Below are 26,036 nucleotides of genomic sequence, written 5' to 3'. Positions count from 1 at the left end.
CGGCCTCTTCTAAATCGTGCGACGATGAACGAACGTCAGTGCATTCCGGTCATCTGGCACAAGGTGCAAACCTTGTTGAGATGGATCTTGTCAGCCTTGTCGACGCGGATGACGCCACGGCGCTTCAAATCCGACACCACGCGGCTTACCGTTTCAATGGTCAGGCCCAGATAGTCTGCAATCTCCTGGCGCGTCATGTGGAGCTGCAAATCGTAGCTGTCCTCGTCGGCATCCTCGTCCGGGCCGATACAACCGGCGCCTCCACGGTCCGGAACCAGATGCATCAGGAAACTGGCCACCCGCTCGACAGCGGACTTTCGGCCGAGCAGAACCGCATGTTCGTGCAGGACGCGCATCTGGTTGGTCAGGCATTTGGTCAGGACACGCTGAAGCTCCTCGGACCGCTCGACCTGCCTCAGGTCGATCTCGCGGACTTCGGATGCCGTCAGCGTTTCGGCCGTGCAATCGTTTTCCGCGCCATCCGAAAGGCCGAAGATGTCACCCGGGCGCAGGACTTCAACCACCTGACGGCGCCCGTCCGGCAGAAGCTTGTAGAGCATGACCGAGCCCTTCACCAGTTCGTAAAGGCGCCTGGCGGGATCTCCTTCGTAGTAGACAACCGCATGAGCCTCATGGTGGGCCACTTTGCCGCCAAACTCCGACAAAGACGCCTCTACGGCTGCGCGAACAGGCGCACCGCCGCGCCGCGCGCTTCTTTCCTGAGCCGTTACCGCTGCATCCAGATATGCCATTCTTCCCTCCTTCGTGCAGATTTGCACGGTGATCAAAAGCAAATCAGCGGCTCAGCCCCTTCCGGTACCGGCTGGAGTTGCCATGCTCCAGGGCCTTTTTTGCTTCTGCCGCTGGCGTTCAACGCCCCGTCCGACGTTTCACGCTTTTGCAAGGGTCACTCTAGAGAACAGGACTAACAGCTGAAATTCGGTCTTCTGCGTAAGAGTTTCTACGAATGGGGTGAAACGACGCAGGGAACGTCGCATACTTCGGGCCGAACTTTGTGAAAAAACGGCCTGAGGGACGTTGTCAATGTGACCTGGTCGCGAGATCGAGATTTTGCGACCTCACGCGTCCCGCGCGCAGTGTTCCATGGCTTTGGTCAGCGTTTCGATCGAAAGCGGTTTTCGCAGCACCCTCAAATGAGGCAATCCAGTTGTTTGACGCTTGATGCTGGTATGGGATTTTCCTGAAATCGCCACGATCTTGAGGCGGCTGAAAAACCTTTTCATTTCAAGCACGATGTCCGCTCCGCTGACACCAGGCAACCCCAGGTCAACGATCAGCCAGTCCGCTTCGGATACATCCGCCTGGGCCAGAAAGCTCTCGCCGTCCGGATATATCCTGGGTTGATGTTCCAGATCGCCGAGGATTGTCGCCAACGCATCGGCGACTGCGAGATCGTCTTCGACAATGTGTACGACCACCTGATCTCCCTTCCGGCCAGATGCAGACAAAAAACTCCCCGAATGTAAGCGAAAGTACGGCGCTTTGCTCTTTCGCACTACTACTTACGAATGGCTGTCGAAGTTACGGACAGTCAAAACCGGCGTAAATTTTCTTTTCAAGAGACAGGTATGCGGCCGGCACCGAAATGTCCGGACAGCACAAGGCACGCCCGGACGACTTGCTGGAGACCGGATGATACTTGCCCGATCCGGGTGCAACACGTCTCACGCCGTCATCCGGCTGCGGGACGGCCGAGCACGATCCGGACAAGATCCGCAGCGTTGCGGGCGCCGAGCTTTTCCATAATGCGCGCCCGGTGCACCTCGACCGTTCTCGGACTTATACCGAGCGTCCGGCCTGCTTCCTTGTTTGACGCACCGTCGGTGATTTCCTTCAAGACCTCATGTTCCCGGCGCGTAAGCAAGTCAGACCCTTCGAACACCGATGAGCCGTTTCCGGATTTGCGCGATTTCATGGCCGCGATGCTTTCCCGCACACGCTGCAAGACGGTTTCCGCGGAAAACGGTTTTTCGATGAAATCGAAAGCGCCGTTGCGGATCGCTTCCACCGCCATGGGAATATCCCCCTGACCGGAGATGATGAAGATCGGCGCGGGATAGTTCTCAGCGTTCAGGGCCTTGAGGATTTCTATCCCCGACCGGCCCGGCATGTGAACGTCCAGTATGACGCAGGCCGGAAAGGTCTTTGTCGCGGAATTGATGAAGGCGTCTCCGTCCGAGAAGGTTTCAACGACATAGCCCTCCATGGAGAACAGCACCGACAGCGCGTCGAGCACCGCAGGGTCGTCATCGACAATGTAAATGGCCTCCGCGTCAGCTTTCATCTTCGTTCAGTCCTTACCTTCATCTTCAGCCAGTACAGTTTCCGCCAATGTGTTAGGGTCATCTTCGGGAGCGTCGATTGGCAGTGTTAGCAAGAATGAGGCTCCACCGCCTTGCGAAGTTGGCTCAAGTCTCAAGTCACCCCCATGATTTTGTGCAATCGACCGGGAGATGGCCAAACCGAGCCCGACACCTTTGTGTTTTGCGCCGGAAAACGCGCGGAACAGTCTTTCCCTGACCGCATCCGGTACCCCCGGACCATTGTCGCGGACACGGAATTCCAGCCAGCCGCCGTTCCGGCAGACGGACAGGATCACCTGCTTGTCGGCCTGAGCGGCAACCGCCTCGCGGGCGTTGCGCAATAGATTTATGAGGATCTGCCGAATCTGAACTGGATCGGCCTGAAGCACCGGCAAGTCGTGCGCGAGATCGGCCGTGAGGAAGGACCGCGTCTCTCCGCTGCCCAACTCGGCCATTTCGAGGCAGGTCTTCACCAGGTCGCCAACGTCGATCGATTCGCGTTGCGGTGCCTTTTTTTCGACCAGGTGGCGCATCCGCTGGATGATTTCGCCGGCCCTCTCGGCTTCCTTAACGGCCTTGCCGATCACATCGAGGATCACAGGGTCCAGCGACTTGTCCGCATTGGCCTTTCTGGAGACCGATTGCATATAGAGAAGGACGGCGGTCAGCGGCTGGTTGAGTTCGTGCGCGATCGCGGCGCCCATTTCATCGAGGGCGCTGATGCGCGTCATGTGCAGGAGTTGCGCCTGGGTCTTGGCCAGCCGGTCCTCGATCTGCTTGCGCGATCTCAGATCCCGCAGGATGCCGATAAACTGGCGTCCGCACGGCGTCGCGGCTTCTCCGACCGAAAGCTCGATCGGAAACACGGTGCCGTCCTTGTGGCGCGCCTGCACCTCCCGGCCGATGCCGATGATCTTTCTCTCGCCGGTATCGAGGTAATTTCGCAGGTATCCGGGATGCTCCCTGGCGTAGCCTTCAGGCATGATCCGGCTGACGTCGCGGCCCAGGAGGTCCGCCGCCTCGTAGCCGAACAGGCGTTCGCAGGCCTTGTTGAAGGCCAGAACCTGCCCGCGGTCGTTGATCACGACGATACCGTCCGCGGCCGTGTCGAAGACACTGGCAAGGCGGGCTTCCGTCTCTTTCGCCAGTTCGTCGTCGTGGTCAAGAACGCCGTCCCGGATCATCCCGCCCCTCGAAAAATGAAAACCTTTTTAAGATTAAGGGTTTTCACTTAGGGCAGCAACCCGTCGAAAGCCTAAATCGAACTTAGCCAACTGCCAATTCGACGCACCGCTTCTTCAAGGTGGTCCTTGCGGCGGGCGTAGCAGAGGCGCAAATAGGATTGACCTCCGGGACCGAACGCGGTGCCGGGTGCAAGACCTACGCCGGTTTCGCGCACCAGATCCAGCGCGAACTGCCTTGTGTCGGTCACACCGTCAATCTTGAAAAAGAGATAGAAGGCGCCTTCGGGAGGCAAAATCCTCACGCGGTTCAGTCGCTTAAGGCCGTCCGTAACGGTGTCCCGGCCGATCCGCGCTCTGGAGATCTGCTGCTGCACAAAGTCTCCGCCATCCCGCAAGGCCGCGACCGCGGCCCATTGGGAAAAGGACGGAACGCCCGAGGTGGAATACTGGATCAGATTTTCAAAAACCTGTCCAAGCTTTGCCGGCGCGGAAATCCAGCCGATTCGCCAGCCCGTCATGGCCCAGTTCTTGGACATCGAATTCACGAAAACAATCTGGTCGTCCTCGGCCGCGACATCATAGAACGACGGCGCTCGTCTTGCCTCGGCATAGTAAAAAAGAGCGTAAATCTCGTCCGCGATAATCCAGAGCCCATGCTTGCGGGCAAGAGAGAGAATATCCTTCAGCAGGTCTTCCGATGCCACCCAGCCGGTGGGGTTGCACGGGGAGTTCAGGAAGAGAGCCGTCGTCCGAGGTGTGATCGCGGCCTCGATGTCTTCCACGTGCAAACGCCAGCCGGTGTCCTCTTCGCGCATCGGGACGCTCACCGCCCGGGCGCCGTGAATTTCGACGGCAGCGGAGATATTCGGCCAGGCCGGCGTCGGCACGATGACTTCCTTGCCCGCGCTGCTGACCGCCTGAACGGCCAATTGGATGGACTGCATGCCCGAACCGGTCACGAAGAACCGCTCCGGCGAGAAGGCCCTGCCGTACAGATCCTCATGATAGCCGGCCAGCGCTTCGCGCAATTGCGGAATGCCGCGCTGGTAGGTGTAGAAGGTCTCTCCGCGGCCGAGGCTGTCCCTGGCGGCCTGGCAAATGAAGTCGGGCGTCGGCAGATCGCCTTCGCCGGCCCAAAGCGGAATCAGGTCGTCCCGGCCCCATCCGGCGTTGAACACTTCGACAATTCCGCTCTCCGGAGCGTTCCTGGCTTCCGGACTGAGCCGGTCGATCAAGTTTGACACTTGGCAGTTCCCTGAAAAAAACGATCCTTCACCATAACCGCTCCGCCTCCCGAAGTGGCATGAAAGGATTTGAAGGTGACTTCACCAGGACTGATCGATGCGCCGGAGCGCCGCTTCCGCACCACAAATGAGCCTTGCAGCGCCTCGTCCGCAAGGTGAATGGACTTCTTTCGCCAGCTGTGGTCGGATTTGCCTTGATGGAAGAATAAGCTCCACGTCACATTCCGCACGCCCCGGCGAGGCCGCGGAGAATAAACACCGATCGGGAGGACGGTAAGCCAATCGATGCAGCACGGATGGCTCGTGATACTGGCGGCAGTCGCCTACATTCTGTTTCTGTTTGCCATTGCCAGCTATGGCGACCGCATGCCGCGCCGTTACACGTCGCGGACCGGCGGGCGTCCGTTCATCTATGCGCTGTCGCTTTCGGTCTATTGCACATCCTGGACGTTCTACGGCTCTGTCGGCAACGCCAGCCGCACCGGTATCGAGTTCCTGACGATCTATGTCGGTCCCTTCCTGGTTTTCGCGCTCGGCTATCCGGTTCTGCGTAGAATCATCCAGATTTCCAAGACCGAGAGCATCACCTCGATCGCCGATTTCATCGGTGCACGCTACGGCAAGAGCCAGTCCGTTGCGGCTCTTGCGACCCTGATCGCGGTGATCGGTGTCATTCCCTATATCGCGTTGCAGCTCAAGGCCGTATCGCTGTCCGTCACGACGATGGCCGGTCCCCTGCTCTCGCCCGGGGCGACGTTCGTGCCGGTCTTCGAAGACATCACGCTGATGATCGCGCTCGGCATGGCGATCTTCAGCTGGGCTTTCGGGACCCGGCACATCGACGCCACAGAGCACCAGGAAGGCCTGATGCTGGCGATCGCGGCGGAGGCCGTCGTCAAGCTGATCGCGTTTCTGGCCGTCGGCATCTGGGTCACCTATTTCCTCTTCGACGGGCCCTTCGACCTGGTACGGGCCATCTCGGAGGCGCCGGAAGTCGCCGAGGTTTTCGAGAAGCCGCTGAACACCAGCAACTGGCTGGTCATGTCCGTGCTTTCGGCTTTCGCGGTGATTTTGCTGCCACGCCAGTTCCACGTCACCGTCACGGAAAACAACTCGGACGCGGAGCTGCGCCGCTCCATCTGGATGTTTCCCGTCTACCTGATCCTGATCAACCTGTTCGTGATCCCTATCGCCGCCGCCGGCCTCTTGCGTTTCGGGCAGGATATCAATCCGGACACCTTCCTGCTGGCGTTGCCGATCGATGCCGGTCAACACGCCCTGGCCCTGTTCGCCTTTATCGGCGGCCTCTCGGCGGCGACCGCCATGGTGATCGTGGCAACCGTCGCACTCGCGATCATGATCTCCAACGACATCGTGGTCCCGCTTCTCCTGCGCCGTCACAGCGAGGCGGAGATCGTCAACGCGGGCGGCCGCGACATGAGCCGACAGCTGCTCACGATCCGCAGGCTGGCGATTTTCGCGATCCTGCTGCTTGCCTATGCCTACTACAAGGCGGCCGGCGACACGGCCGCGCTGGTCTCCATCGGACTGTTGTCCTTTGCCGCCATCGCGCAGTTCGCTCCGGCCTTCATCGGCGCGCTGGTCTGGCGCCGGGCAACCTCGCTGGGTGCGATCGCCGGTCTCAGCGGCGGCTTCCTGCTTTGGGCCTATACGCTGCTCCTGCCGACGTTCGCCCGCTCCGGCCTCATCTCCGACGGGTTTCTCGAAACCGGTCCGTTCGGCCTCGGCGTTCTGAAACCCCAGGCCCTTCTCGGGCTGGACCTCGACCCGTTCATTCACGGCACGCTCTGGAGCCTCTTTGTCAACATCCTGTTTTTCGTAGGGGGCTCCTTCCTCCGCAAACCCCTGCCTGCGGAAACCCTTCAGGCCAATGTCTTCGTACCGGCCGAGCTTGCGCCCACTCCCAGCCTCCGCTACTGGCGGACATCGGTCACCGCCGGGGATCTGCAGACCACCGTCGCCCGCTATCTCGGCGAAGAGAGGACCGAACGGTCCTTTCAGGGGTTCGCCCGGGAACGGGGGATTCAGCTCGACCCCAAGATGCTCGCCGACGCCAATCTGTTGCGGTTTTCCGAACAGCTTCTGGCGAGCGCCATCGGCGCGGCGTCCTCGCGGCTGGTGCTGACCCTGATGCTGAAACGGCACGATCCGTCGACCAAGGGCGCGGTGAAACTGCTCGACGACGCGTCGACCGCGATTCAGTACAACCGGGATCTTCTGCAGACCGCCCTGAACCAGGTACGTCAGGGGATCGGCGTCTTCGACCGGGACCTACGGCTAATCTGCTGGAACCGTCAGTTCCGGGATCTGCTTGGACTGCCGGCCGAATACGGACAGGTCGGCACGACGCTCGACACGATCGTGCGCTTCAACGCAAAGCGCGGCGAATACGGCCCCGGACCGGTCGAAGCGATCGTGGAGGACCGGATCGAGAAACTCGTGATCGCCCAGGAAACCTTCCAGGAAAAGCTGGAATCGAGCGGTACGGTCTTCGAAGTGCGCGTCAGTCCCATGCCCGACGGCGGCATCGTTACCACCTATACGGACATCACGGAGCGCGTGATGGCCGAGGAAGCTCTTGCCAGGGCCAATGAAACGCTCGAACGGCGGGTCCGGGAACGCACGGAAGAGCTCACCCACGTCAACCAGCGGCTCGTCGAAGCGACCCGGGCCGCCGAAGAGGCCAATATCGGCAAGACAAGGTTTCTGGCCGCGGCGGGCCACGATATCCTGCAGCCCTTGAATGCCGCCCGTCTCTATGCCTCCGTTCTGGTGGACAAATTGAAGGAAGGCGAAGACGGCGGCCTTGTGCGGAATGTCGAATCCGCGCTGGAATCGGTGGAAGACATTCTGGGCGCCGTTCTCGACATTTCCCGGCTCGACACCGGCGCCCTGAAGCCGGAGCCCACGGTGTTCCGCCTTGACGAGCTGCTGCGGGGGCTCACCCTGGATTTTCAGCCGATCGCCGAAGAAAAGGGACTGGATCTCAGGATTGTGCCGACCTCGCTCTCCGTGCGCACCGACCGCCGGCTGCTGCGGCGGCTTCTGCAGAACCTGATTTCAAACGCGTTGAAATACACCCAGAAGGGCCGCGTGCTGGTCGGTTGCCGACGAAGCGGGAACCGGGTGCTTGTGGAAATCCACGATACGGGCATGGGCATTCCCAAGAGCAAGCAGAAGGCGATCTTCCAGGAATTCCACCGGCTGGACGACGGCATGCGCGTCGCCAAGGGTCTCGGTCTCGGCCTGTCCATCGTGGAACGGATCAGCCATGTGCTGAACCATCCGGTCGAACTGAAGTCCGAGCGCGGCAAGGGCTCCTGCTTTTCCGTGGAACTGCCCCGCTCCGCCGCCATGCCGGACCTGCTTCCCGTTCAGCAGGCCCCTGCCATCGCCGGTCAGCTTGACGGGCTGTGCGTGGTAGCGATCGACAACGAGCCGGACATCCTGAGCGGCATGCGGCATTTGCTGTCCAACTGGAACTGCACTGTCGTCACGGCTTCCGACGAAGTCGAGGCGGCCGCCTCCCTGAACACGGCCGGGCTCTCGCCGGACGTTATTCTTGCCGACTACCACCTGAACAACGGCACCGGAATCGATTCGATCCTGAAGCTCAGATGGAAATTCGGCGCCCATATCCCGGCTATCCTGATCACCGCGGACAGGAGCCGGGCGGTGCGCGCGGAGGCAAGCGACAAGGACATCGTGTTCCTGAACAAGCCACTCAAGCCGGCGGCCCTGCGCGCCCAACTGGCCCGCTGCCAGGCTGGTCAGGCGGCGGAGTGACACCCGCGCCGCCGCTGTTTTCACACCGGCCGCAACCTGTCTGGCCGCATTTGGGTATCAGGACACGTTTTTCAGCGCAGACGCATTCCGGGGTGCTTCATCCGCCTTCGCGTCGTGCCAGCCTTCCGTGCGGACATGCATGATCTCGGCAGGATTGGGGTTGGGCTTTCCGAAGAAATAACCCTGCATGGTGTCGCAGCCGAGCGTGCGCAGCGCATCGGCCTGGAACTTGCGTTCCACACCTTCCGCGGTGACTTCGAGTCCGAGGTTGTGCGCCAGCGAGATGACGGCGGAAATGATCGCCAGTCCGTCGCTGCGCTCGCCGATTTCATCGACGAAGGACTTGTCGATCTTGATCTTGTCGAACTTGTAGTGCCTCAGATAGGACAGGGACGAGTAGCCGGTGCCGAAATCGTCCAGGGCGATGCAAATGCCGAGATCGCGCATCTTCTGAAGTTTTTCCGACGCGGAGCCGAAATCGCGCAGAACGACGCCTTCCGTGATCTCCAGAACGAGACGTTCGGGCGGGAAACCGGTCTCTTCGAGAACGGATTGCAATTGCGGCACCAGGTTGGGATCCAGGAATTGCACGGGCGAGAGGTTGACCGCCACGCTTTCCAGTTCCGGACATTGCGCCGCCGCCGCACAGGCGCGCTGCAGAACCCACTTGCCGAGCGGCAGAATGAGGCCCGCCTGTTCGGCAACCGGGATAAAGGTATCGGGCGGCACTTCGCCACGCTCGGGATGCACCCAGCGGACCAGGACCTCGCTCGAAACGACCTTGCCCGACCGGGCATCGACAATGGGCTGAAACTCGACGCTGAATTTGCCGTTTTCGTAGGCTTCCCGCAGATCGGATTCCAGCTCGCGCCGCTCCCGGACTTCCCGTTCCATGTCGGTTTCGAAGGCAAGGGCTCTGCCGCGGCCGCTCTCCTTGGCCTTGTAGAGCGCGATATCGGCCTTGCGCATCAGATCGTCGACCGTATCGCCGGACGTGCACAACCGGATAAAGCCAACCGTCGCTCCGATCGCGAAGTCCCGGTTGCCGACCCTGAAGGGCCTGCGCGTGATGCTGACCAGTTCCTCGGCATATGCCTCGGCCGCCGCATCGCTGTCGAACAGTCCCAGGGCTGCGAATTCGTCACCGCCGAAACGGGCGAGGAGCGCCCTGCCTTCGCTGATGGTCGTGAACCGGCCGGCGACCTGTTTGAGCAGATCGTCGCCTGCCGGGTGTCCGCAGGTGTCGTTGACGACCTTGAAATTATCCAGATCGACCAGGAACAGGGTGAGTGACTTGGTTTCAAGCGTCTTCTGTTCCGCCAGCAGCCGCTCTGCCTGACTAAGGAACCAGCTCCGGTTGCCGATACCGGTGAGACTGTCATGTTCGGCCAGGTGCGAAACCAGCGCGTTGGCTCTTCTAGCTTCCGTGATATCCGACGCAACACCTCGATACCCGCCAAAGGACCCGTGATCGTCATAAAAGGGGCGGGCCGCAAGCGACCACCAGCGTGCTTCGCCGCGAACGTCGACCCCGATGACGATCTCGCGGAAGGACTTTCTCAGACCGACCGCCTTTTCCAGCCGGGGAATGGCTCCCCGGGCATCGTCGCTTTCCAGCGTGTGGGCGAGGTCGACCATCCGCAAGGCCTGCAATTCGCGGCGCGTGCGGCCGCTCGCGTGCAGAAACCTGTCGGAAACATTGCGGAAATTGCCAAAGCTGTCGGTTTCCCAGATCCAGTCACTGGCCTTTTCCTCAAACTCGTTCAGGAGCAGCGCAATGAGTTCTCCACGCTGTTCCAGTTCGGCTTCCGCGAGGAAATGGGAGGCGAAAAGCCAGCCGGCCGCAGTGCTGCTGCCGACGATGACGACGACATAGCTGGTCAGGAGAAGCAGAAGAGGCCATGTGTGCGCATCGCCTCCCAGGGTCAATGAAACCACGGAGGCGACGAACAGGATCGCAACCCAGCGGAACGCCGCCTGGGGAACGGTGGCAAGGGCGAAACCGCCGCCACAAATCATTCCCGTCGTCACACAAGACGCAACCAGGATGCCATTCGGATCGCCGATCGCGAAGGCGACGATCGGGACACAGGCCCACAGGCTGCTGAGAATGGTTGCATGGAGGACGACCTTGCGCAGCCCCCTGCGAGAGGCCGTTTCGATCGGATTGCGGTTCGCCCTGATCCACTTGACCGACGTATGAACCATCAAGGCGACAACGATCGCCAGCCAGACCGCGAGATAGGAAACGGGAAGAAAACTCGAAAAGACCGGCGTGACAACCGCCGCGTTGACCAGGTTCGCCAGGATGGTGAAAGGCGTAAGCCGGGCAATGCTGGATATCTGGGCGGCGCGGACCTTGCGCGCCAGCAACTCCTCTACGGCCGGACAGCCGAAGGCCAGAAGAAAGGCCCGGTGCGCTTCGGTATCTTTCGCCGCCTTCCGGCCCAGACCCGACTTCAAGACCGCCGGGTTGACGCAACGTCCCGGAGACAGGAATGCCAGACAGATTGTCTGGAAAATCAATTTCCACTCGGCGCTCAGGCGCATCTCGTCTCCGCGAATTTCCTTGAGTCATGCGCGGTGCAGCCACGCCTGTTACCGGACTAAGCGTAATCCCTGAAGTTCCGGTAAAAAAGACTCGTTCATTCGCGTTTGGGCCAGGTTTTATCGGTAAAAATCAGGATCAGTTCGGTTCTAGGTTAACAAAACCATACCTCACGGGCGTGTTGCCCGCGCTCACAGTCACCCGGTCCATCCGAATTCGAAAACTGTTCGCAAAGCCGGTCCTGCCGCCGGAGGTTTGCGTTCCGAAATCCTACTGGGCTTCGGCGGCTTCCTCGGCATTCGTTCCAAGCTGCCACTGGCCGGCCTCGATTTTGGATGCCGCGATGACAGCCTGGGTTCGGCTTTCGACGCCAAGCTTCTGCAGAATGGCGGAAACATGCGCTTTCACGGTCGCTTCCGACACCGACAGCTCATAGGCGATCTGCTTGTTCAACAGGCCTTCGGACAGCATCATCAAGACGCGCACCTGCTGTGGCGTCAGCGTCGCGAGCCTCTGAACGAGGTCGCCAATGCCGTCGTCCGCGGAAATGTCGACATCCGGCGGGGTCCACATGTTTCCGGTCATGACTTCTGAAATGGCCTGCCGGATAACGTCAATGCCGTGCGACTTCGGGATGAAACCGGACGCGCCGAATTCGACCGCGCGGCGAATGGCCTGAGGATCTTCGTTCGCGGAGACGACCACCACCGGCACGCCTGAAAACTGCGCCCGCAGATACATCAGCCCCGAAAACCCGCGCATTCCGGGCATCGTCAGATCCAGGAGGATCAGGTCGACCTCGCCGTCCTGCTCCAGTTTCGCGGTGACGTCTTCCAAAGAGCCGGCTTCCTCGATCGCGGCTTCAGGATACTGCGTTTCAAGCGTCTGGCGCAGAGCGCCCCGAAACAAGGGATGATCGTCTGCAATGATGAACCGAAACGAAGTCGCCGACACGTTTTATTCCCTCCCTCAACGCCTTGTTTCCGCGAAACGGACAGGATCGGCAGCGCGCTGCACGCTCGCATGGCTCGAATACCTTGTCTCGCGCCGCGGATTTTTCAGTATGTTTGCATTATAGACACGGTTCAAGTCAAACCATGCTTTCGAACGCCTCGAACTTCAACGTAGGGTACAGGCCGCCGGAACCGGTTTCAGCCGGCGGCCTATCGCGGGACGCTTTGGGACGGTGTCCACCGTGCGCGGAGCCCATCACCGGCTTCAAATTCCGGCGGAGGCTCCATCGTCAATAATGTTTGGTATAACGCCGGCCGTGTGCTTGGACGAAACAAGTTGGCGCCCATGCGCGGGAAAGACCGGCAAATAATCGCGGCGCGGCACTGAAGGTTCAAATGAACATTTGAACTGGTTTCACGACTGGATGCAAAAGATGGACTTCGTCGTAATTTATAAATAAAAATGACAACCTTTCTCATCAACCACCAGATCAACTACAGGTTTAACCAACATGTTACGCAGTTGAATCTGCGTTTTCAGACACAACCAGACAATTAAATTCTCTTTTTTGCCAATCTGTACATTTCTTATTGATAATTGACTGAAAGAACGTATCAAGTGACTTCACCCACAAAGATCGTTCCGATCAAAAATCACTGAGCACACGAAGCCTGAAATGACATCGCAAGCAACCTTGTCTTCATTCGTCAATCGCTGGGAATGCGACGAAAACGATCATTTGAACGTTCAATTCTACTACGGGCGTTTTGAGGAAGCCGACCGGCAGTTCCGCCTGATGTCGGGCCTGAACGAAACGGTTGTCGGGGCCCGGCGCGTTCGCCATGTCCGCTATCACAACGAACTCCGCCTCGGCGATCTGATCACGGTGCGTTCAAGCGTTGCGTTCGACGGCCCCCACATGTTGACGGTCGTGCATGAAATGCGGGACGGCGACACCGGAGAGCTTGTGGCGACCGCGCTGGACGGCTACGAGCCGAATGCCAGTTCCGCGAAAACACTGCGTCAACGGTTCAAGGACTTTCAGGCTCCCATGAGCGAGGAGGCCGCTCCCCAGGGTATCCCGACCGGACCGGGCAATCTGAAGGTCTCCCTGCCGGGCCTGCTCTCGAAGGGTGCGGAAATCTGCCATCGGGGCACGGTCCTGCCGCGCGATACCGGTGTCGACGGCAAGGCGGACGACCAGTTCGCGCTATCGTGCTGCACCAACGGGGTCGCCCATGTCTGGCAACGCACGCCCATGACCAAGACCTATCTGAACGAAAACGGCTTGGGGCGGGTTGTCGTCGAGATGAAACTGACCTGGGCAACACCGCTGAAGACCGGTGATGCGGTCGCGGTGGTCACAGGGTTTACCGGCGTGTCTTCCAAGAGCTTCGCCTTCCGCCATCACCTTTTCGAAACCCGGACAAACCGGCTGGCGGCCACGCTCGACGTCGTTGCCCTTGCGATGGATCTCGAGGCCCGATCCGCGGTCGAACTGCCACAGGAAGCCCGCCGCGATATCGGCAAGATGCTGATCGACTGACGGCTTCCCGAAAAACGTCATCGGCGGTGACGCGTGACGCCGGATCCAGCGGGCTGTTGAAACATGTTCGTGCCGCCAATCGCGGCTGGTGCGAATTCAACAGCCGGCCGGAAGAAGCTAGCCCCGCCCGCAATCAGCGATTTTCTTCCACCTCGAAGTCCTTTTTCAGATCCCGTACCATCCCGAAAAACCGACGCATCGCGCTTTCGGTGAAGGAAAGGACCTTTTCAAGCTCTTCTTCCGCTTCCTCATCGAGGCGAGAGCCGTTGTCCGCGGACGGCGCGCCCGGCGCCGGCTTCTCAACGTCAGGCCGGTCCAGCGCGGAACCGGGCGGCAACGGCCTGGCATCCGCCTTGCCGGTTTCTTCCAGTTCTTCCAGGCGGGCAGTCAAACGGTCGACCTCGGCGGCCAGATCGTTGATTTCCGCCAGATAGGCGTCTTCCGCCATGGGGACCGGGCCGCAGCGCCAGTCGGCGTTCCGCTTCCTGCAGACCGACACTGTGCCGTTTTGCCGGTCAACCCTGAGAATACCGTCTTCGACCGCCACCAGCGAATACCTGTCCGGGTTTCCCTGTGTTGCCTTTGCAACCTCTTCCGGCTCGATCTTGTCCTGCGCTGAGGCAGAGGCCGCAAACAGCAAGCCGGCGGCGCCGAGACCAAGAACGATTGCGGTCAGTGTCTTCCGATGTGTCATGTAGGCTCTCCGGTTGCCGGCGTTATCCGCCCGTCTATTCTGACGGGATGCTTGCCACGATTCCATGGCCAAAGCACGACGGGCCGCGCGTTTTATCTGCCTTGTCCGGCGCGGAGCTTTTGTCTCACGCCCTGGCGCTTTCAGGGCAACAACTTTTCCAGTGTCTCAAGACGGTCGGCCTCCGCCACCGGCTTGTCCCATCTCAAACGGGATATGCGCGGAAACCGCATGGCGATCCCGGATTTATGCCGGGTCGAGCGGTTAAGCCCCTCGAAGGCGACTTCGAGGACAAGACCGTTTCCCGGCTCGTGGCTGACCTCCCGGACAGGACCGAACCGGTTGACGGTGTTGTTGCGCACGAACCTGTCGATCTGGCGCAGTTCGTCGTCCGTGAAACCGAAATAAGCCTTGCCGACCGGCACGAGCCGGTCTCCGCCCTCCCCTTCGGCCCAGACACCGAAGGTGTAGTCTGAGTAAAAGGACGACCGCTTGCCGTGGCCGCGCTGCGCATACATCAGGACCGCGTCGACCAGATACGGCTCCTGCTTCCACTTGTACCACAATCCCTTCGGGCGGCCGGTGACATAGGAGGAATCCCATTTCTTGAGCATCACACCTTCGACGGCGGCGGCGTTTTCCGGACCGAGATAGCGTCCGGGCTCCGACCGCGCAGCGGCGACCTGCGCCCAGGTTCCCGCGTCCACCATGGGTGAAAGGTGGATCCGTTCGTCCTTCAGGTCCTCGATAAATGTTTCCAGGCGCAGACGCCGCTCCCGGAACGGCGTCCCCCGCAGATCCTCGCCCTTCACCCTCAGAAGATCGTAGACCCGGATCGCCGCCGGATAGTCCCGGATCAGCTTAGGCCCCGCAGTCTTACGGTTCAGGCGCTTCTGGAGATCCGAAAACGGCCGCACCCTGCCGTCCTTCACGATCAGCAGTTCTCCGTCGATACAGGCATCGAACCGCAACGACTCGACAACATCCGGAAAGGCTCTGGAGATATCTTCGCCTGTGCGACTGTAGAGCCTTCGGACAGTTTCGCCCTGTTTCGAGGTTCCCGCAGCGGCCTGAATGCGTATGCCGTCCCACTTCCACTCAATGGCGAAGTCCTTCGACTCGAGCCGCTCCCGGTCTTTGTCCGCATCCAGCGGGTGCGCCAGCATGACCGGCCGGAATGGTGCCGGGTCGTCCGTTTCCGGAGGACCTGCCCTGCCTTCCGCCCAGGCAAAGAGCTTTTCATATGGCGGGTTTATGCCGTGCCAGACGCCTTCGACCTCATCGGCATCCAGATCGCCGAGCCTGGCGAGCGCCGTCTTGGCGAGCCTGGCGGACACGCCAACGCGGAGTCCGCCGGTCACAAGCTTGAGCAAGGCCCAGCGGCCCGTTTCATCCAGGCAGTCCAGCCAGAGGGTCAGCAACCGGGGAACGTCGGTCTTGCCGGCTGTTTCGAGCCGCCGGACCACATCCGCCAGGGACGGCTCCTCGTTCGGGGACCTGGCCTGAGAGGTCCCGGATCCCGGCCACATCAGGGCAATGGTCTCCGACAGGTCGCCGACGAAATCGTAGGACAGGGAGAAGAGCTGGGGATCGCACCGTTCTCCGATCAGCGATTTGAGAAGCGCCGGCTTCGCATGCTTGAAGCTGAGACCGCCGGTCAGAGCCGCCAGCGCATAGCCTCGGTCCGGGTCCGGCGTGTCTTTGAAATACCGGGTCAGCAAGGCTTCCTTGGCCAGACGCCTGGGCTCCAGGGAAAGGCGGTCAAGAAGTTCTGAAAAGGCACGCATACCGACAGGAAGACCGGAAAAGACTGAGAGGATCAAGTTCCCCGTTCAGATGTGCCTTGCACCGGCGGCGTCAAGAGGCCGCCGGCATGGGGCGGTCAAGCGTTTCCGGCCTGCAACATCGTTTCGCCGCCGCTTTCCAGCTTGAGCGTCGCCTTCCGGCGTTCCTCGACGTCGCGGTCCATTTCTCTCAGGAAACCCTCGACTTCGCTCGCCAGCCGGTTGGCGACGTCCTTCACCTCGCCGGCAATCCGGTCGACGGTCTCGGCTTCTCCGGCGGTCGCATCTATGGCCTCCTCGACGGAAGCCGCACTGTCTTCCGCATTGCCGGTCTCGGTGGCGGCCATGGTGATGCTCTGCGAGATTTCCTCGGTCGCAACGCTCTGCTCCCCGACAGCGGACGTGATCGCCGCGGTGACTTCGTTGATCAGGTCGATGGAGCCCGAGATCCGGCGGATCGAAGTGACCGCATCTTCCGTCAGACCCTGAACCGAGGTGATCTGCGAGGAAATCTCTTCCGTGGCTTTCGCGGTCTGCGTCGACAATTCCTTGACTTCCGCTGCCACGACCGCGAACCCCTTGCCCGCTTCGCCTGCCCGCGCCGCCTCGATCGTGGCGTTCAGAGCCAGCAGATTGGTCTGTTCGGCGATGGCGCGGATCATCTCGACCACCGTGTCGATTTTCGCGACCGCGTCCGCAAGGCTCGACACGCTCTCATCCGTCTGCTTGGCGATGCCCGTCGCTTCGTCGATGACACCGCTCGCGCGGTCGGACTGGTTCATGATCTCGCGAATTGCGGACGACATCTCTTCCGCGGCCGCCGCAACCGTCTGGACGTTGCTCGCCGATGAACTCGACGCGGCCTTCGCATTTCCCGACGCCTCGGCCGCTTCGCGGGAAATCGCCCTGACCCTGGCGGCCGTCTCGCTCATTTCACCCGTCTTGTGATGACAGTTCCCGGTCACCTCTCCAAGAAGCGACCTGAACCTGGCCACGAGGCCTTCGACATTGTCCTGCCGTGCCCGCTCGCGCTTGCGTTCCTCGACCGCGCTCAATTCCAGGGTCTGCCGCGCACGCGCGTTTTCCTGGAAGATGTGGCCGGCCCGGGCAAGGTCGCCAACCGCATCCCCGCGATCGGAAAACGGGATCTCGAATTCCGTCTCGCCACGCGAGACACGCACCAGGGCCTGGGTCAATCCGGAAAGAAGACCGTCGATCGCACGCATCTGCCAGGCGCAGACACCGAGCGTCAGAACCACAACCGCCGCCATCTGGATCCAGATCGCCGACAGGTTCGCATCCGCCTCCTCGGCAAGCTGTATCGCTCGTTCCTGAGCGGATTTGAGATACTCCAGCGACGCCGCCCGGATCAGGTTCAACCGGTCTGTCGCCTTGCCGAACCAGACGGACCCGTCTATGCCGGCGCCGTCCCTGGCGTCCGGCAGCGCACGTAGCACCTTGCGCCATTCCATGACCTGATCGACGGAATCGCCTTTGACGGTCGCGGCAAAGATCGCTTTCTGCTCTTCAGTCGCCAGCTGGTTGAAATTTCCCAGATACGCGTTTTCCACCGCAAGCCGGTCGAAATAGGCAAGAAATTTCGCCAGGGGAACCTCACCGGTCTTGCCGACAATGGTAAACAGCTGCCCGCCGATGGCACGCTCAAGGCCACCGGCCTCGATCGCCTCCGTCAGAAGAATGAACGGGATCATGTTTTCGGCGAATTCATGGTCCTGCTCCCCGTGCGTCGCGACCTGAACGATGCCGATCAGATCGCGAATTTTGCCGGAGTAGAACGCAAGGTTGGTCTTGCCTTCGACCGTTTTGTCGTCGATGCCCGCGCGATGTTTCGAAACGGCCTCAAGGTCCTTTTCGACCCGTTGCACCATCTGAACGAACTTGGCATTGCCGATCCGAAATCCGGCGGCCTCCTCGCGGAAGGCGGCAAGCGCCGCATCCGTCTGCTCTCTTTGAGCGTCGAGCAGAGCGCGCGGTTTTTCCGCATACCCCGAGGCCATCATAACCGCGGTCCGGCCACGTTCCTTTTGAAGTTCAGTCAGAACAGCTTCGGACTTTTCCGCGATTTTCGTGATCGGAAACACTTGAGCGGCTTCGGAACTGGCCCGATATGCATCACGCAGGGTAATTACCCCGAATACGAGAAACCCAAACAGAGGTATGATCACGAGGAAAGCTATTTGCGCACGTATCGACTTCAACATCTCAAAACCTCAGCCACGAGAATTTTGAATCCTTTTACAACCAACTATATTAACAAACTCGATAAGAACTATTCTTTCTGCTGATGAATAAATACTATTGTATTTTTTACGTAGGTTGTATTTTCGTCCATTTGTACCTGCGCAATTTTTGCAATTAAGCTACAAAAGCCACCCAAACCAGAGATGGACGGAGACTGTTTTTCCCTGTATAAGCCGCGCGATCCAGGGGATGCTGCAATCGCGCCCCGTCCGGTAGACTGCTGATTGGCACGCAGATGACCCGGAGCAGTTGAAAGATTTCTATGACCGACATGACTTTGCTCGCCCCGGCCCTTTCGGCCGCGCTGGCGAAACGAGGCTATGAGAGCCTCACGCCCGTACAAGAATCCATCCTGAACGACGCCCCCGTCGATGCCGACCTGCTGGTTTCCGCGCAGACGGGATCCGGCAAGACAGTCGCCTTCGGGCTCGCGCTCGCTTCGACCCTGTTGCAGGGCAAGGAGCATCTGGGAAAGGCCGGAGCACCGGTCGCTCTCGCGATCGCGCCGACCCGCGAACTTGCGCTTCAGGTCAAGGAAGAACTGACCTGGCTCTATCAAGAGGCCGGCGCCGTGACGGCCTCCTGTGTTGGCGGCATGGATCCGCGCACGGAGCGACGCACCCTGGAGCGCGGCGCCCATATCGTGGTCGGAACGCCGGGCCGTCTGCGCGATCATATCGAACGCGGCGCGCTGGATCTCTCCGAATTGCGCGCGGTGGTTCTCGACGAAGCCGACGAAATGCTTGACATGGGTTTCCGGGAGGACCTGGAGTTCATTCTCGACGCCGCCCCTCAGGAACGCCGGACCCTCATGTTTTCCGCGACCGTTCCAAAGCCGATCGCCGAACTAGCCAAGAGGTTCCAGAAGGACGCCGTCCGCCTGTCAACGATCAATGCGCGCGAACAGCATGGCGATATCGACTATGTCGCCCATCCGGTCGCCCCGAACGAGCGGGAAAACGCGATCATCAACGTGCTGCGCCTGCATGAGGCTGAAAAGGCCATCATCTTCTGTTCGACCCGCGAGGCCGTCAGCCGCCTGACGTCCCGGCTCGCGAACCGGGGCTTTTCCATCGTGTCTCTGTCCGGAGAGCTCAGCCAGGAGCAGCGCTCCAGCGCCCTTGCCGCCATGAAGGACGGCAGAGCCCGTGTATGCGTCGCGACAGATGTCGCCGCGCGCGGCATCGACCTGCCGAACCTGGACCTGGTGATCCACGCCGATCTGCCCACCGGCAAGGCAGCCCTCCTGCACCGGTCGGGCCGTACAGGCCGGGCCGGCCGCAAGGGGACCTGTGTCCTGATGGTTCCCTTCCCCCGCCGCCGGCAGGCGGAGCGCGTCTTGCACTTCGCCGGGATCAAGGCGACCTGGAAAGGCGCCCCGACCGCGGACGAGATCCGCGCCAACGACAAGGAGCGGCTGCTTGCCGATCCCGTGTTTAACGCCGAACTGGAGGAAGAAGACCGGGCCATTGCGCAGGAACTGCTGGCGCTCCACAGCCCGGAGCAGCTTGCCGCGGCCTTCGTGAAGCTGCGCCAAGCGCGCCTGCCGGCACCTGAGGAGATTTCCGACCTCAACGAGACGGCCATGCAGGGCCGGGATGCCGGATCGCGCGGCGGCCGCAGCGCGGAAATCACCGCCAAGTTCGAAGACAGTTACTGGTTCTCCCTGTCCCTGGGGCACAAGCAGCGGGCCGAACCGCGCTGGATCCTGCCAATGATCTGCCGCGCCGGCCATGTCACAAAAAAGGAAGTCGGCGCAATCAAGATCTTTCAGAACGAACTCTACTTCGAGATCGCCGGAAGTCACGCGCAACGCTTTGCCGACGTCATCAAGCGGGAAGGCTCCGGAGAGGACAACGTGACCATCACGCTTCTGGATGCGCGTGGCGGTCAGGTCCCGACTGCCCCTAAGGAAAGCTACGGCCGTCCGAGCCGCGGCAAAGCTCCCCAGCGCAGGCCCCGGGCGAACGCGCCCGACTATGAAGAGCTCGGCGCCGAGGACAGTTTGAAACCGGCCCGTCAGTCACGGGGCAGGACGCGCGCGGCCGATGCACCGCGCGGACGCAAGCAACGCCGGTTCGGCGACGACGAGGCGGCTCCGCATCATCCGGCTTACGAGCCCCTGGACATGAAAGCGCTGGCGCGCGATCTGGACGGTGCGGAAGAAAAACCCCGGCGCAAAGAGCGCGATGACAAAGCTGGCGAGGGCCGCGAACGGACTGCAAAACCCCGCTCCGCGCCGAAAACCGCCAAGGCCAAGAAGAAAGCCCCTAAAAAGAACAAACCCTCCCGCGCCGAGCGGAAGGCCGCCAAGGCGAAGACGTAAAGAGAGCCGCCGACGCGAGGTCAGGCGCAAACGCACGGCACCGCCAGGCCCCACTCTCCAAGTGGAAGAGGGGCATGGCGAAGCATGCAAAAACCTGCAGGACAACGGGTGTTCCGCCTTTCACCCGGCGTGGACACCGACGCATCCGAAGGTCCTCCGGCCTTTTGCCGGACGGCTTCACGATCCGGGTCGTCCGGCAATCGCCAATACGGTCCGGTATCCCCGGTGTCCGAACCGCTTAAAAGCACCCGGAGTGATCGCCGATCCACTCCGGCACAACGGCGATGTTGGTTGGCCTGCCCCCACTGCCACAGATGAAGACATAGACCCTGAAGGGTTGACCGGATCGAACCATGGCCTCCAGCTCGGGCACCTTGTAACTTTGCTGGTAAAGCGCCGGCAGCCGCGCGCGGGTTGCCCTGTCGAAGAAAACGGGATCGCTTTCGTCTCCTTGCTGGCGGACACCGAAGCGGTGAAAATTCGCCCTGTCCTGCTGCAAAACCGCTCCAAGGGTCGTCAAACGCACGCCTCTGGAATTGTACATGTCTTCGGGGCCGATCATGGCCCAGTAGCCGCCAAGCTCCCCATATCCCTGTGCGGCCAGTTGGCTGGCGGGCAAACCCGCCAGAACAAGTGCCGTTGCGAACAATTTCCGCATTCAATGCCCTTTCCAAAAAATCGAGCGAAACAAATTCGAACCGAAGCGGGACTTAAGACCCGGACGAATTCCAGCAAAAATTATCGACCACGCCGCCTGTCGTAATACCAACCGCGCCCAATGAATGGGCCTTAGCATAAAGTATAGCACCGAATATTGCCAAAATTTCATCAGCATGATGTCTTGAAAATATTTGAGCGATATTCTTTATTGAATATTAGAAAAAATATGATTTCATGTCCTAAATTTAATAATCCAAGCGCTATGAAACTTCTGCGACTACTGTCATATTTCACGATAAAACTTTGGTTTGCAACCGCTCTTTTTCCGGCTTTCGCCACGGCACAAACGAGTCTTCCTTACGAACAGGTTTTCACCAACCACAGCGCGATCATGCTTCTGATAGACCCGGATAGCGGATCCATCCTGGACGCCAACCAGGCGGCGGCGGATTTTTACGGCATCGACCGCGAGAAGCTGCGGACCATGCCCATTCAGGACATCAACCAGTTCACCCCGGATCAGGTGAAAGCCGAGCGGCAGCTTGCAAAACAGGAAAACAGGAACTTCTTCATCTTCCGTCACAAGCTGTCCGACGGCTCCATTCGCACGGTGGAAGTCCACTCGACACCCGTGGACTACAACGGTCGGCTGGCCTTGCTCTCCATCGTTCACGATATCTCGGAGGATCGCGAACGCCAGGAGGAATTGCGGCACTACAGGTTCCGCCTTGAGGAGTTGGTCGATCAAAAAACCGCCGAGCTATCGGCGGCCTACAAGGCCGGAAACTATTGGATGCTGGGTCTGATCGGAACGCTCGGCGCCTTTCTCGCCCTTTTGTCCTATCTGCTTCTGGAACGCTATCTGGCGCACAAGCGCCTGCTCCAGGCCGAACAGCGGCAAAGAGAGATCCTCTTCGGCACCAATGTCGGGACATGGGAGTGGAACGTTCAGACCGGTGAAGCGGTTTTCAACCAAAAATGGGCGGAAATGCTCGGCTTTTCGCTGGGAGAGCTCGAGCCGACCAGTGTCGAAACCTGGCATGACCGCGCCCACCCCGACGATCTGAAGCAGTCACGGGAAAAACTGGAAGAGGTTTTTTCCGGTGAGACAGACCACTACGACTGCGAAGTCCGGATGCGGCACAAAAACGGAAAATGGGTCTGGGTGCTGGACCGGGGCAGGGTCGTGGAATGGACCAAGGACGGCAAACCCTTGCGCATGTCCGGGACCCATTCCGACATCACCCGCCTGAAGACATCGGAGGAAAAGGTCCGCCAACTTGCGATGACGGATTATCTGACCGGGCTCTCCAACCGCGCCCATTTCAGTCAGTGTCTGGAACAAAACGTGGAAATCGCGAGGCTGGAAGGCCGGAAGTTCGCCCTGATTGTCATGGATCTGGACAGATTCAAACCCGTGAACGACAGTTTCGGTCACCCGGTCGGTGACGACCTGCTGCGCGTCGTGGCCGCGACTATTCGAAAATGCACGCGCCACGACGACATCGTGAGCCGGCTTGGCGGAGATGAATTCGCGATCATCATCACGGACTATACCGACGAGAAAGATGCCCTTGTTTGCGCCGAGCGAATATCGGACGAAATCTCGAAACCGCTGGAAGTCATGGGCAACGAGGTCAAGATCGGCGTGAGCATCGGAATTGCCTGTTATCCCGACGATGCGGACACTGCTGAAGCCCTGATAAAGAACGCCGATTTGGCGATGTACCGAGCCAAGAAGAGTTCCACGAAGGTGGCAAGCTAGAGCAAGCCGCCCGCAATGGGACTGACGTGCCGCGTTTCCACCACCAGACCCTGAGATTGCACTTTCATTCGTCGTCCCGGTCTGTGCTCACGCCAAACCGGAACCACAATCGCGCAGGCGAGTTTTGCCTTTTCCCGGGCCGTTTTCGCAAAACGCCACGGGAGGCGATACCGGAGCCCCGTCCTGCTCCGACTTCTTCATTCCCAGTGCTTTCGCCTATCCGGGCGCCGCTTCAAAAGCGATATGTCAGGCCTGCGCCGACCAGCCAGGGATTGAGCTCGGCCGTACCGTGCAGTTTGTTGCCTGCGACGGTGACGTCGAAATCCGGCTCGAGAAACAGCTTTTTCACATCGAGGTTGACGCCCCAGTGATCGTCCAGCATGTAATCGAAACCGGCCTGCACCGCAGCGCCGAATGCATTCTCGATGTGCAGGTCGTCCGCCGAGTCGGCGGATTGATTGTAGAAGATCGTGTAATTCACACCGGCGCCCACATAAGGCTTGAAATTACCGAAATTGGTGAAGTGGTACTGCAGCGTCAACGTGGGTGGAAGCAGCCAGGTCTTGCCGACTTTCCCAAGTCCGCTCAGCGTGCCTTCTCCGTTTACATTCGCAAAGGTCGTACCCAGAATAAGTTCGGCTGCGATGTTTTCGGTGAAGTAGTAACTGATATCCAGTTCGGGAACGACCGTGTCGGAATAGGACAAGTCCGAGCCAGGAACCGCATCGACGGAGCCGCTGTCCTGGGTGATCACTCCCAGAGCGCGGACGCGAACCTGCCAAGGGCTCTTTTTCGCGATAGGCTGCACTGCCGGAGCGGGCTCTCCGGTGCCTAGATCCGCTGCCATGGCCTGATAGCCCGGCACCAGCGCAAGCGTTGCGGCCAGGACGCCTAACACTCTGATTTTATTTCGGTTCATCGCGCTCTCCACGAGTCGTTTTACATTCTGTTGCAAAACTGTCGGTAGGACTCGTGTCGGGGACCAACATTGACTCAAATCAATCAAGCGGCGACTTGGTGAAACTGCCTAAACGTCAGCCTTTTGTAGTGTAACAAATTAACCACAGAGCGAGAAACAACGGGAAACAAAGACCGACAATGACTATGCCGTCCGAAGGGAGCAAGGCACCTCTCGGCACCGGCGCTCTGTCTGCCGGGGCGTTGGACCCCAGGTGTGAGGGCCCCGTCTGACGCACGCAGTCAGTATCGACCGCTGTGATGCGGGCCCAAAATTCCGGCCTTTGAGGTCTTGCCCCGCCGCCGTTACTCGTTGATCACGCCGCCGATCACCCAGTCCGATCCGTCCTGGATCAGCTGGTAATGGCAGGTGAATTCGAAGACGGCCTCTCCGTCCGCGGTCTCCTGGCTCCAGTCGAGGGTCACCAGCGCTGCCGACCCGCTGACATGGCTTGAGACGACCTGAAAATCGGAGTGGCTCACACCTTCCTTTTCCAGAGCCTTCAACAGCGCCTCGATGTTCTCGATCAGCTCTTCTTCGTCGTTGAAGACGTGGCCCTTGTCGTGCTGCCAGATGATGGCCGGCATGGCGAAACAATCGCAGATCCGGTCGACGTCGTAATCGTTGAAACCGGCCTGGTAATCGTCGAACAGCGCCGCAATCGCCTCTTCCGCGTCGCCGTTGGGACCGGAACCGGCCCCATTGGTCTGGCCATTGCCAGCATTCGCAAATTCACCGTTATCCGACATGACCATCTCCTCCAAGGACCCGACCCGGGCTCCCGTCAGCCCCAGCGCCATCCGGCATGTCAGCGTCCTCTCCGTCATCGTACCCGATCATATTGAGCGGACGGGCGTTTCGTCCATTTAAATTGCACCAGTGCACAAGCGCCTCCTCGGCGCCGTGGGTGACCCAGATCTGTCCGGCTCCGGTTTCTTCGATTGTCCGGCACAGATCGTCCCAGTCGGCGTGGTCGGACAGGATCAGGGGCAGTTCGGCGCCGCGCTGGCGGGCCCTTGCCCGAACCCGCATCCAGCCCGAAGCCATGGCCGTGACCGGATCGCCGAAACGGCGCGCCCAGCGGTCGGTGAGCTGACCCGGCGGGCAGAGAACGATTTCGCCCTGAAGCTCCTTGCCCCTCTTTTCCACCGGCTCGACGGGGCCGAGATCCACGCCCTGGCTCTTGTAGTAGGCCGTCAGCTTTACCAGCGCGCCGTGCAGGTAAATCGTCTTTTCGTAGCCCGCGGCGCGCAATTCCGCGATCACCCGTTGCGCCTTGCCGAGCGCATAGGCGCCCACCAGGTGGGTCTGGCCGGGGAACAGGTCGAGGGAAGACAGAAGCTTTTCGATCTCCTGCCGGGCCGGCGGATGACGGAAAACCGGCAGGCCGAAGGTCGCTTCGGTCACGAAGGTGTCGCAAGGCACCGGTTCGAACGGTGCGCAGGTCGGATCCTTCTGGCGCTTGTAGTCTCCCGAAACCACCGTCCGCGAGGCCTCCGTCCTCAGGAGCACCTGGGCGGAGCCGAGCACATGTCCCGCCGGATGAAGCGAGACCTCCACCGCACCGATCTTGAGCGTCTCGCCACAAGCGATCGCTTGCGACGTTCCACAGAAATCCTCGCCATACCGGATCGACATGATGTCGAGCGTCTGGCGCGTGGCAAGGACCGCGCCGTGACCGGAGCGGGCATGGTCGGCGTGACCATGGGTAATCACCGCCTTTTCGACCGGCCGGACGGGATCGATGTGAAAGCCCCCCTCGGGACAGAAAAGGCCTTCCGGCGTCAATGTAAGCAAATCGGACATCGGCGGTTAGATAAGTGTGTTCGATGAAATTACCATGGCCGCGGGGAGCTGTGCCTCCGCGACAACATCCGCCTGCTGACAGCAGGCGTGTTTGAGGTCACGGGCGAAGCGGCCGAAGACAGGGAATACAAAGGCGCCAAACGCACCGGTATCGGAATATGCCATGAACGCCTTCGC

18 protein-coding genes are annotated in these 26,036 nt (G+C 60.3%); 4 read left to right on the top strand and 14 right to left on the bottom strand.

What is annotated here, in order from left to right; genetic code table 11:
• Positions 1–35: 35 nt before the first annotated feature.
• From JF539_RS03370 to JF539_RS03350, 5 genes are all read right to left on the bottom strand, one after another.
• A complete protein-coding gene (locus JF539_RS03370) occupies positions 36–752 on the bottom strand; it encodes a helix-turn-helix domain-containing protein (RefSeq protein WP_207138933.1) in 717 nt (238 codons plus the stop codon).
• Positions 753–1,079: 327 nt separating this feature from the next.
• Positions 1,080–1,439, bottom strand: coding sequence for a response regulator (locus JF539_RS03365; protein WP_207138932.1), 360 nt, complete (start codon positions 1,437–1,439; stop codon positions 1,080–1,082).
• Between the two features lie 254 nt (positions 1,440–1,693).
• Entirely contained in the window at positions 1,694–2,305 is a 612-nt protein-coding gene (locus JF539_RS03360) for a response regulator transcription factor (RefSeq protein WP_207138931.1), read from the bottom strand.
• A 6-nt stretch (positions 2,306–2,311) separates the two neighbouring features.
• Complete coding sequence (locus JF539_RS03355) at positions 2,312–3,508, bottom strand: two-component system sensor histidine kinase NtrB (RefSeq protein WP_207138930.1); 1,197 nt, start codon at positions 3,506–3,508, stop codon at positions 2,312–2,314.
• 71 nt (positions 3,509–3,579) lie between these two features.
• The gene (locus JF539_RS03350) at positions 3,580–4,752 is read right to left on the bottom strand and encodes a pyridoxal phosphate-dependent aminotransferase (protein WP_207138929.1); all 1,173 of its coding nucleotides are present in this window, start codon (positions 4,750–4,752) and stop codon (positions 3,580–3,582) included.
• 285 nt (positions 4,753–5,037) lie between these two features.
• Between JF539_RS03350 and JF539_RS03345 the strand changes: the two genes are divergently transcribed.
• Positions 5,038–8,559 (top strand): PAS domain-containing hybrid sensor histidine kinase/response regulator, encoded by a 3,522-nt coding sequence (locus tag JF539_RS03345; protein ID WP_207138928.1) that lies wholly within the window; start codon positions 5,038–5,040, stop codon positions 8,557–8,559.
• A gap of 57 nt (positions 8,560–8,616) precedes the next feature.
• Here the strand turns inward: JF539_RS03345 and JF539_RS03340 are convergent, their stop codons facing one another.
• Both JF539_RS03340 and JF539_RS03335 read right to left on the bottom strand, forming a co-directional pair.
• Entirely contained in the window at positions 8,617–11,109 is a 2,493-nt protein-coding gene (locus JF539_RS03340; protein ID WP_207138927.1) for a putative bifunctional diguanylate cyclase/phosphodiesterase, read from the bottom strand.
• A 268-nt stretch (positions 11,110–11,377) separates the two neighbouring features.
• Positions 11,378–12,061 (bottom strand): response regulator, encoded by a 684-nt coding sequence (locus tag JF539_RS03335; protein ID WP_207138926.1) that lies wholly within the window; start codon positions 12,059–12,061, stop codon positions 11,378–11,380.
• A 676-nt stretch (positions 12,062–12,737) separates the two neighbouring features.
• Between JF539_RS03335 and JF539_RS03330 the strand changes: the two genes are divergently transcribed.
• Positions 12,738–13,607, top strand: coding sequence for an acyl-CoA thioesterase (locus JF539_RS03330; protein WP_207138925.1), 870 nt, complete (start codon positions 12,738–12,740; stop codon positions 13,605–13,607).
• Between the two features lie 133 nt (positions 13,608–13,740).
• Here the strand turns inward: JF539_RS03330 and JF539_RS03325 are convergent, their stop codons facing one another.
• The 3 genes from JF539_RS03325 to JF539_RS03315 all read right to left on the bottom strand — a co-directional run bounded on the left by JF539_RS03325 (position 13,741) and on the right by JF539_RS03315 (position 18,304).
• The gene (locus JF539_RS03325; RefSeq protein ID WP_207138924.1) at positions 13,741–14,301 is read right to left on the bottom strand and encodes a hypothetical protein; all 561 of its coding nucleotides are present in this window, start codon (positions 14,299–14,301) and stop codon (positions 13,741–13,743) included.
• Between the two features lie 140 nt (positions 14,302–14,441).
• Entirely contained in the window at positions 14,442–16,085 is a 1,644-nt protein-coding gene (locus JF539_RS03320; protein ID WP_207140822.1) for a cisplatin damage response ATP-dependent DNA ligase, read from the bottom strand.
• Between the two features lie 95 nt (positions 16,086–16,180).
• Positions 16,181–18,304 carry a methyl-accepting chemotaxis protein gene (locus JF539_RS03315; protein ID WP_268957515.1) on the bottom strand — a complete coding sequence of 708 codons (2,124 nt, stop codon included), beginning with the start codon at positions 18,302–18,304 and terminating at the stop codon, positions 16,181–16,183.
• Between the two features lie 302 nt (positions 18,305–18,606).
• On the opposite strand from JF539_RS03315, the gene JF539_RS03310 reads away from it, so the two are divergent.
• Positions 18,607–20,670, top strand: a complete 2,064-nt coding sequence (locus JF539_RS03310) for a DEAD/DEAH box helicase (RefSeq protein ID WP_207138922.1) — start codon at positions 18,607–18,609, stop codon at positions 20,668–20,670.
• 238 nt (positions 20,671–20,908) lie between these two features.
• Here JF539_RS03310 and JF539_RS03305 read toward each other — a convergent pair whose 3' ends face one another.
• A complete protein-coding gene (locus JF539_RS03305) occupies positions 20,909–21,328 on the bottom strand; it encodes a hypothetical protein (RefSeq protein WP_207138921.1) in 420 nt (139 codons plus the stop codon).
• A gap of 228 nt (positions 21,329–21,556) precedes the next feature.
• On the opposite strand from JF539_RS03305, the gene JF539_RS03300 reads away from it, so the two are divergent.
• A complete protein-coding gene (locus JF539_RS03300; protein ID WP_328809193.1) occupies positions 21,557–23,095 on the top strand; it encodes a diguanylate cyclase in 1,539 nt (512 codons plus the stop codon).
• Positions 23,096–23,327: 232 nt separating this feature from the next.
• Here the strand turns inward: JF539_RS03300 and JF539_RS03295 are convergent, their stop codons facing one another.
• The 3 genes from JF539_RS03295 to JF539_RS03285 form a co-directional block, all read right to left on the bottom strand.
• Positions 23,328–24,014 carry an OmpW/AlkL family protein gene (locus JF539_RS03295; protein ID WP_207138919.1) on the bottom strand — a complete coding sequence of 229 codons (687 nt, stop codon included), beginning with the start codon at positions 24,012–24,014 and terminating at the stop codon, positions 23,328–23,330.
• Positions 24,015–24,358: 344 nt separating this feature from the next.
• Entirely contained in the window at positions 24,359–24,802 is a 444-nt protein-coding gene (locus tag JF539_RS03290) for a nuclear transport factor 2 family protein (protein WP_207138918.1), read from the bottom strand.
• Positions 24,792–25,859, bottom strand: a complete 1,068-nt coding sequence (locus JF539_RS03285) for a ligase-associated DNA damage response exonuclease (RefSeq protein ID WP_207138917.1) — start codon at positions 25,857–25,859, stop codon at positions 24,792–24,794. The genes JF539_RS03290 and JF539_RS03285 overlap by 11 nt, the downstream gene beginning before the upstream one ends.
• Positions 25,860–26,036: the final 177 nt, after the last annotated feature.

The organism is Roseibium aggregatum, from assembly GCF_017309185.1.
Taxonomy (GTDB): domain Bacteria; phylum Pseudomonadota; class Alphaproteobacteria; order Rhizobiales; family Stappiaceae; genus Roseibium; species Roseibium aggregatum_B.
The sequence above is the reverse complement of the archived record's forward strand: the minus strand, read 5'-3'. Positions and strand labels throughout refer to the sequence as shown.

Coding starts and splice junctions, on each gene's coding strand:
- JF539_RS03300 (WP_328809193.1), top strand. CDS start 21,557: ATGATTTCATGTCCTAAATTTAATAATCCAAGCGCTATGAAACTTCTG.
- JF539_RS03330 (WP_207138925.1), top strand. CDS start 12,738: ATGACATCGCAAGCAACCTTGTCTTCATTCGTCAATCGCTGGGAATGC.
- JF539_RS03295 (WP_207138919.1), bottom strand. CDS start 24,014: ATGAACCGAAATAAAATCAGAGTGTTAGGCGTCCTGGCCGCAACGCTT.
- JF539_RS03355 (WP_207138930.1), bottom strand. CDS start 3,508: ATGATCCGGGACGGCGTTCTTGACCACGACGACGAACTGGCGAAAGAG.
- JF539_RS03360 (WP_207138931.1), bottom strand. CDS start 2,305: ATGAAAGCTGACGCGGAGGCCATTTACATTGTCGATGACGACCCTGCG.
- JF539_RS03325 (WP_207138924.1), bottom strand. CDS start 14,301: ATGACACATCGGAAGACACTGACCGCAATCGTTCTTGGTCTCGGCGCC.
- JF539_RS03310 (WP_207138922.1), top strand. CDS start 18,607: ATGACCGACATGACTTTGCTCGCCCCGGCCCTTTCGGCCGCGCTGGCG.
- JF539_RS03305 (WP_207138921.1), bottom strand. CDS start 21,328: ATGCGGAAATTGTTCGCAACGGCACTTGTTCTGGCGGGTTTGCCCGCC.
- JF539_RS03315 (WP_268957515.1), bottom strand. CDS start 18,304: ATGTTGAAGTCGATACGTGCGCAAATAGCTTTCCTCGTGATCATACCT.
- JF539_RS03285 (WP_207138917.1), bottom strand. CDS start 25,859: ATGTCCGATTTGCTTACATTGACGCCGGAAGGCCTTTTCTGTCCCGAG.
- JF539_RS03345 (WP_207138928.1), top strand. CDS start 5,038: ATGCAGCACGGATGGCTCGTGATACTGGCGGCAGTCGCCTACATTCTG.
- JF539_RS03320 (WP_207140822.1), bottom strand. CDS start 16,085: ATGCGTGCCTTTTCAGAACTTCTTGACCGCCTTTCCCTGGAGCCCAGG.
- JF539_RS03370 (WP_207138933.1), bottom strand. CDS start 752: ATGGCATATCTGGATGCAGCGGTAACGGCTCAGGAAAGAAGCGCGCGG.
- JF539_RS03340 (WP_207138927.1), bottom strand. CDS start 11,109: ATGCGCCTGAGCGCCGAGTGGAAATTGATTTTCCAGACAATCTGTCTG.
- JF539_RS03290 (WP_207138918.1), bottom strand. CDS start 24,802: ATGTCGGATAACGGTGAATTTGCGAATGCTGGCAATGGCCAGACCAAT.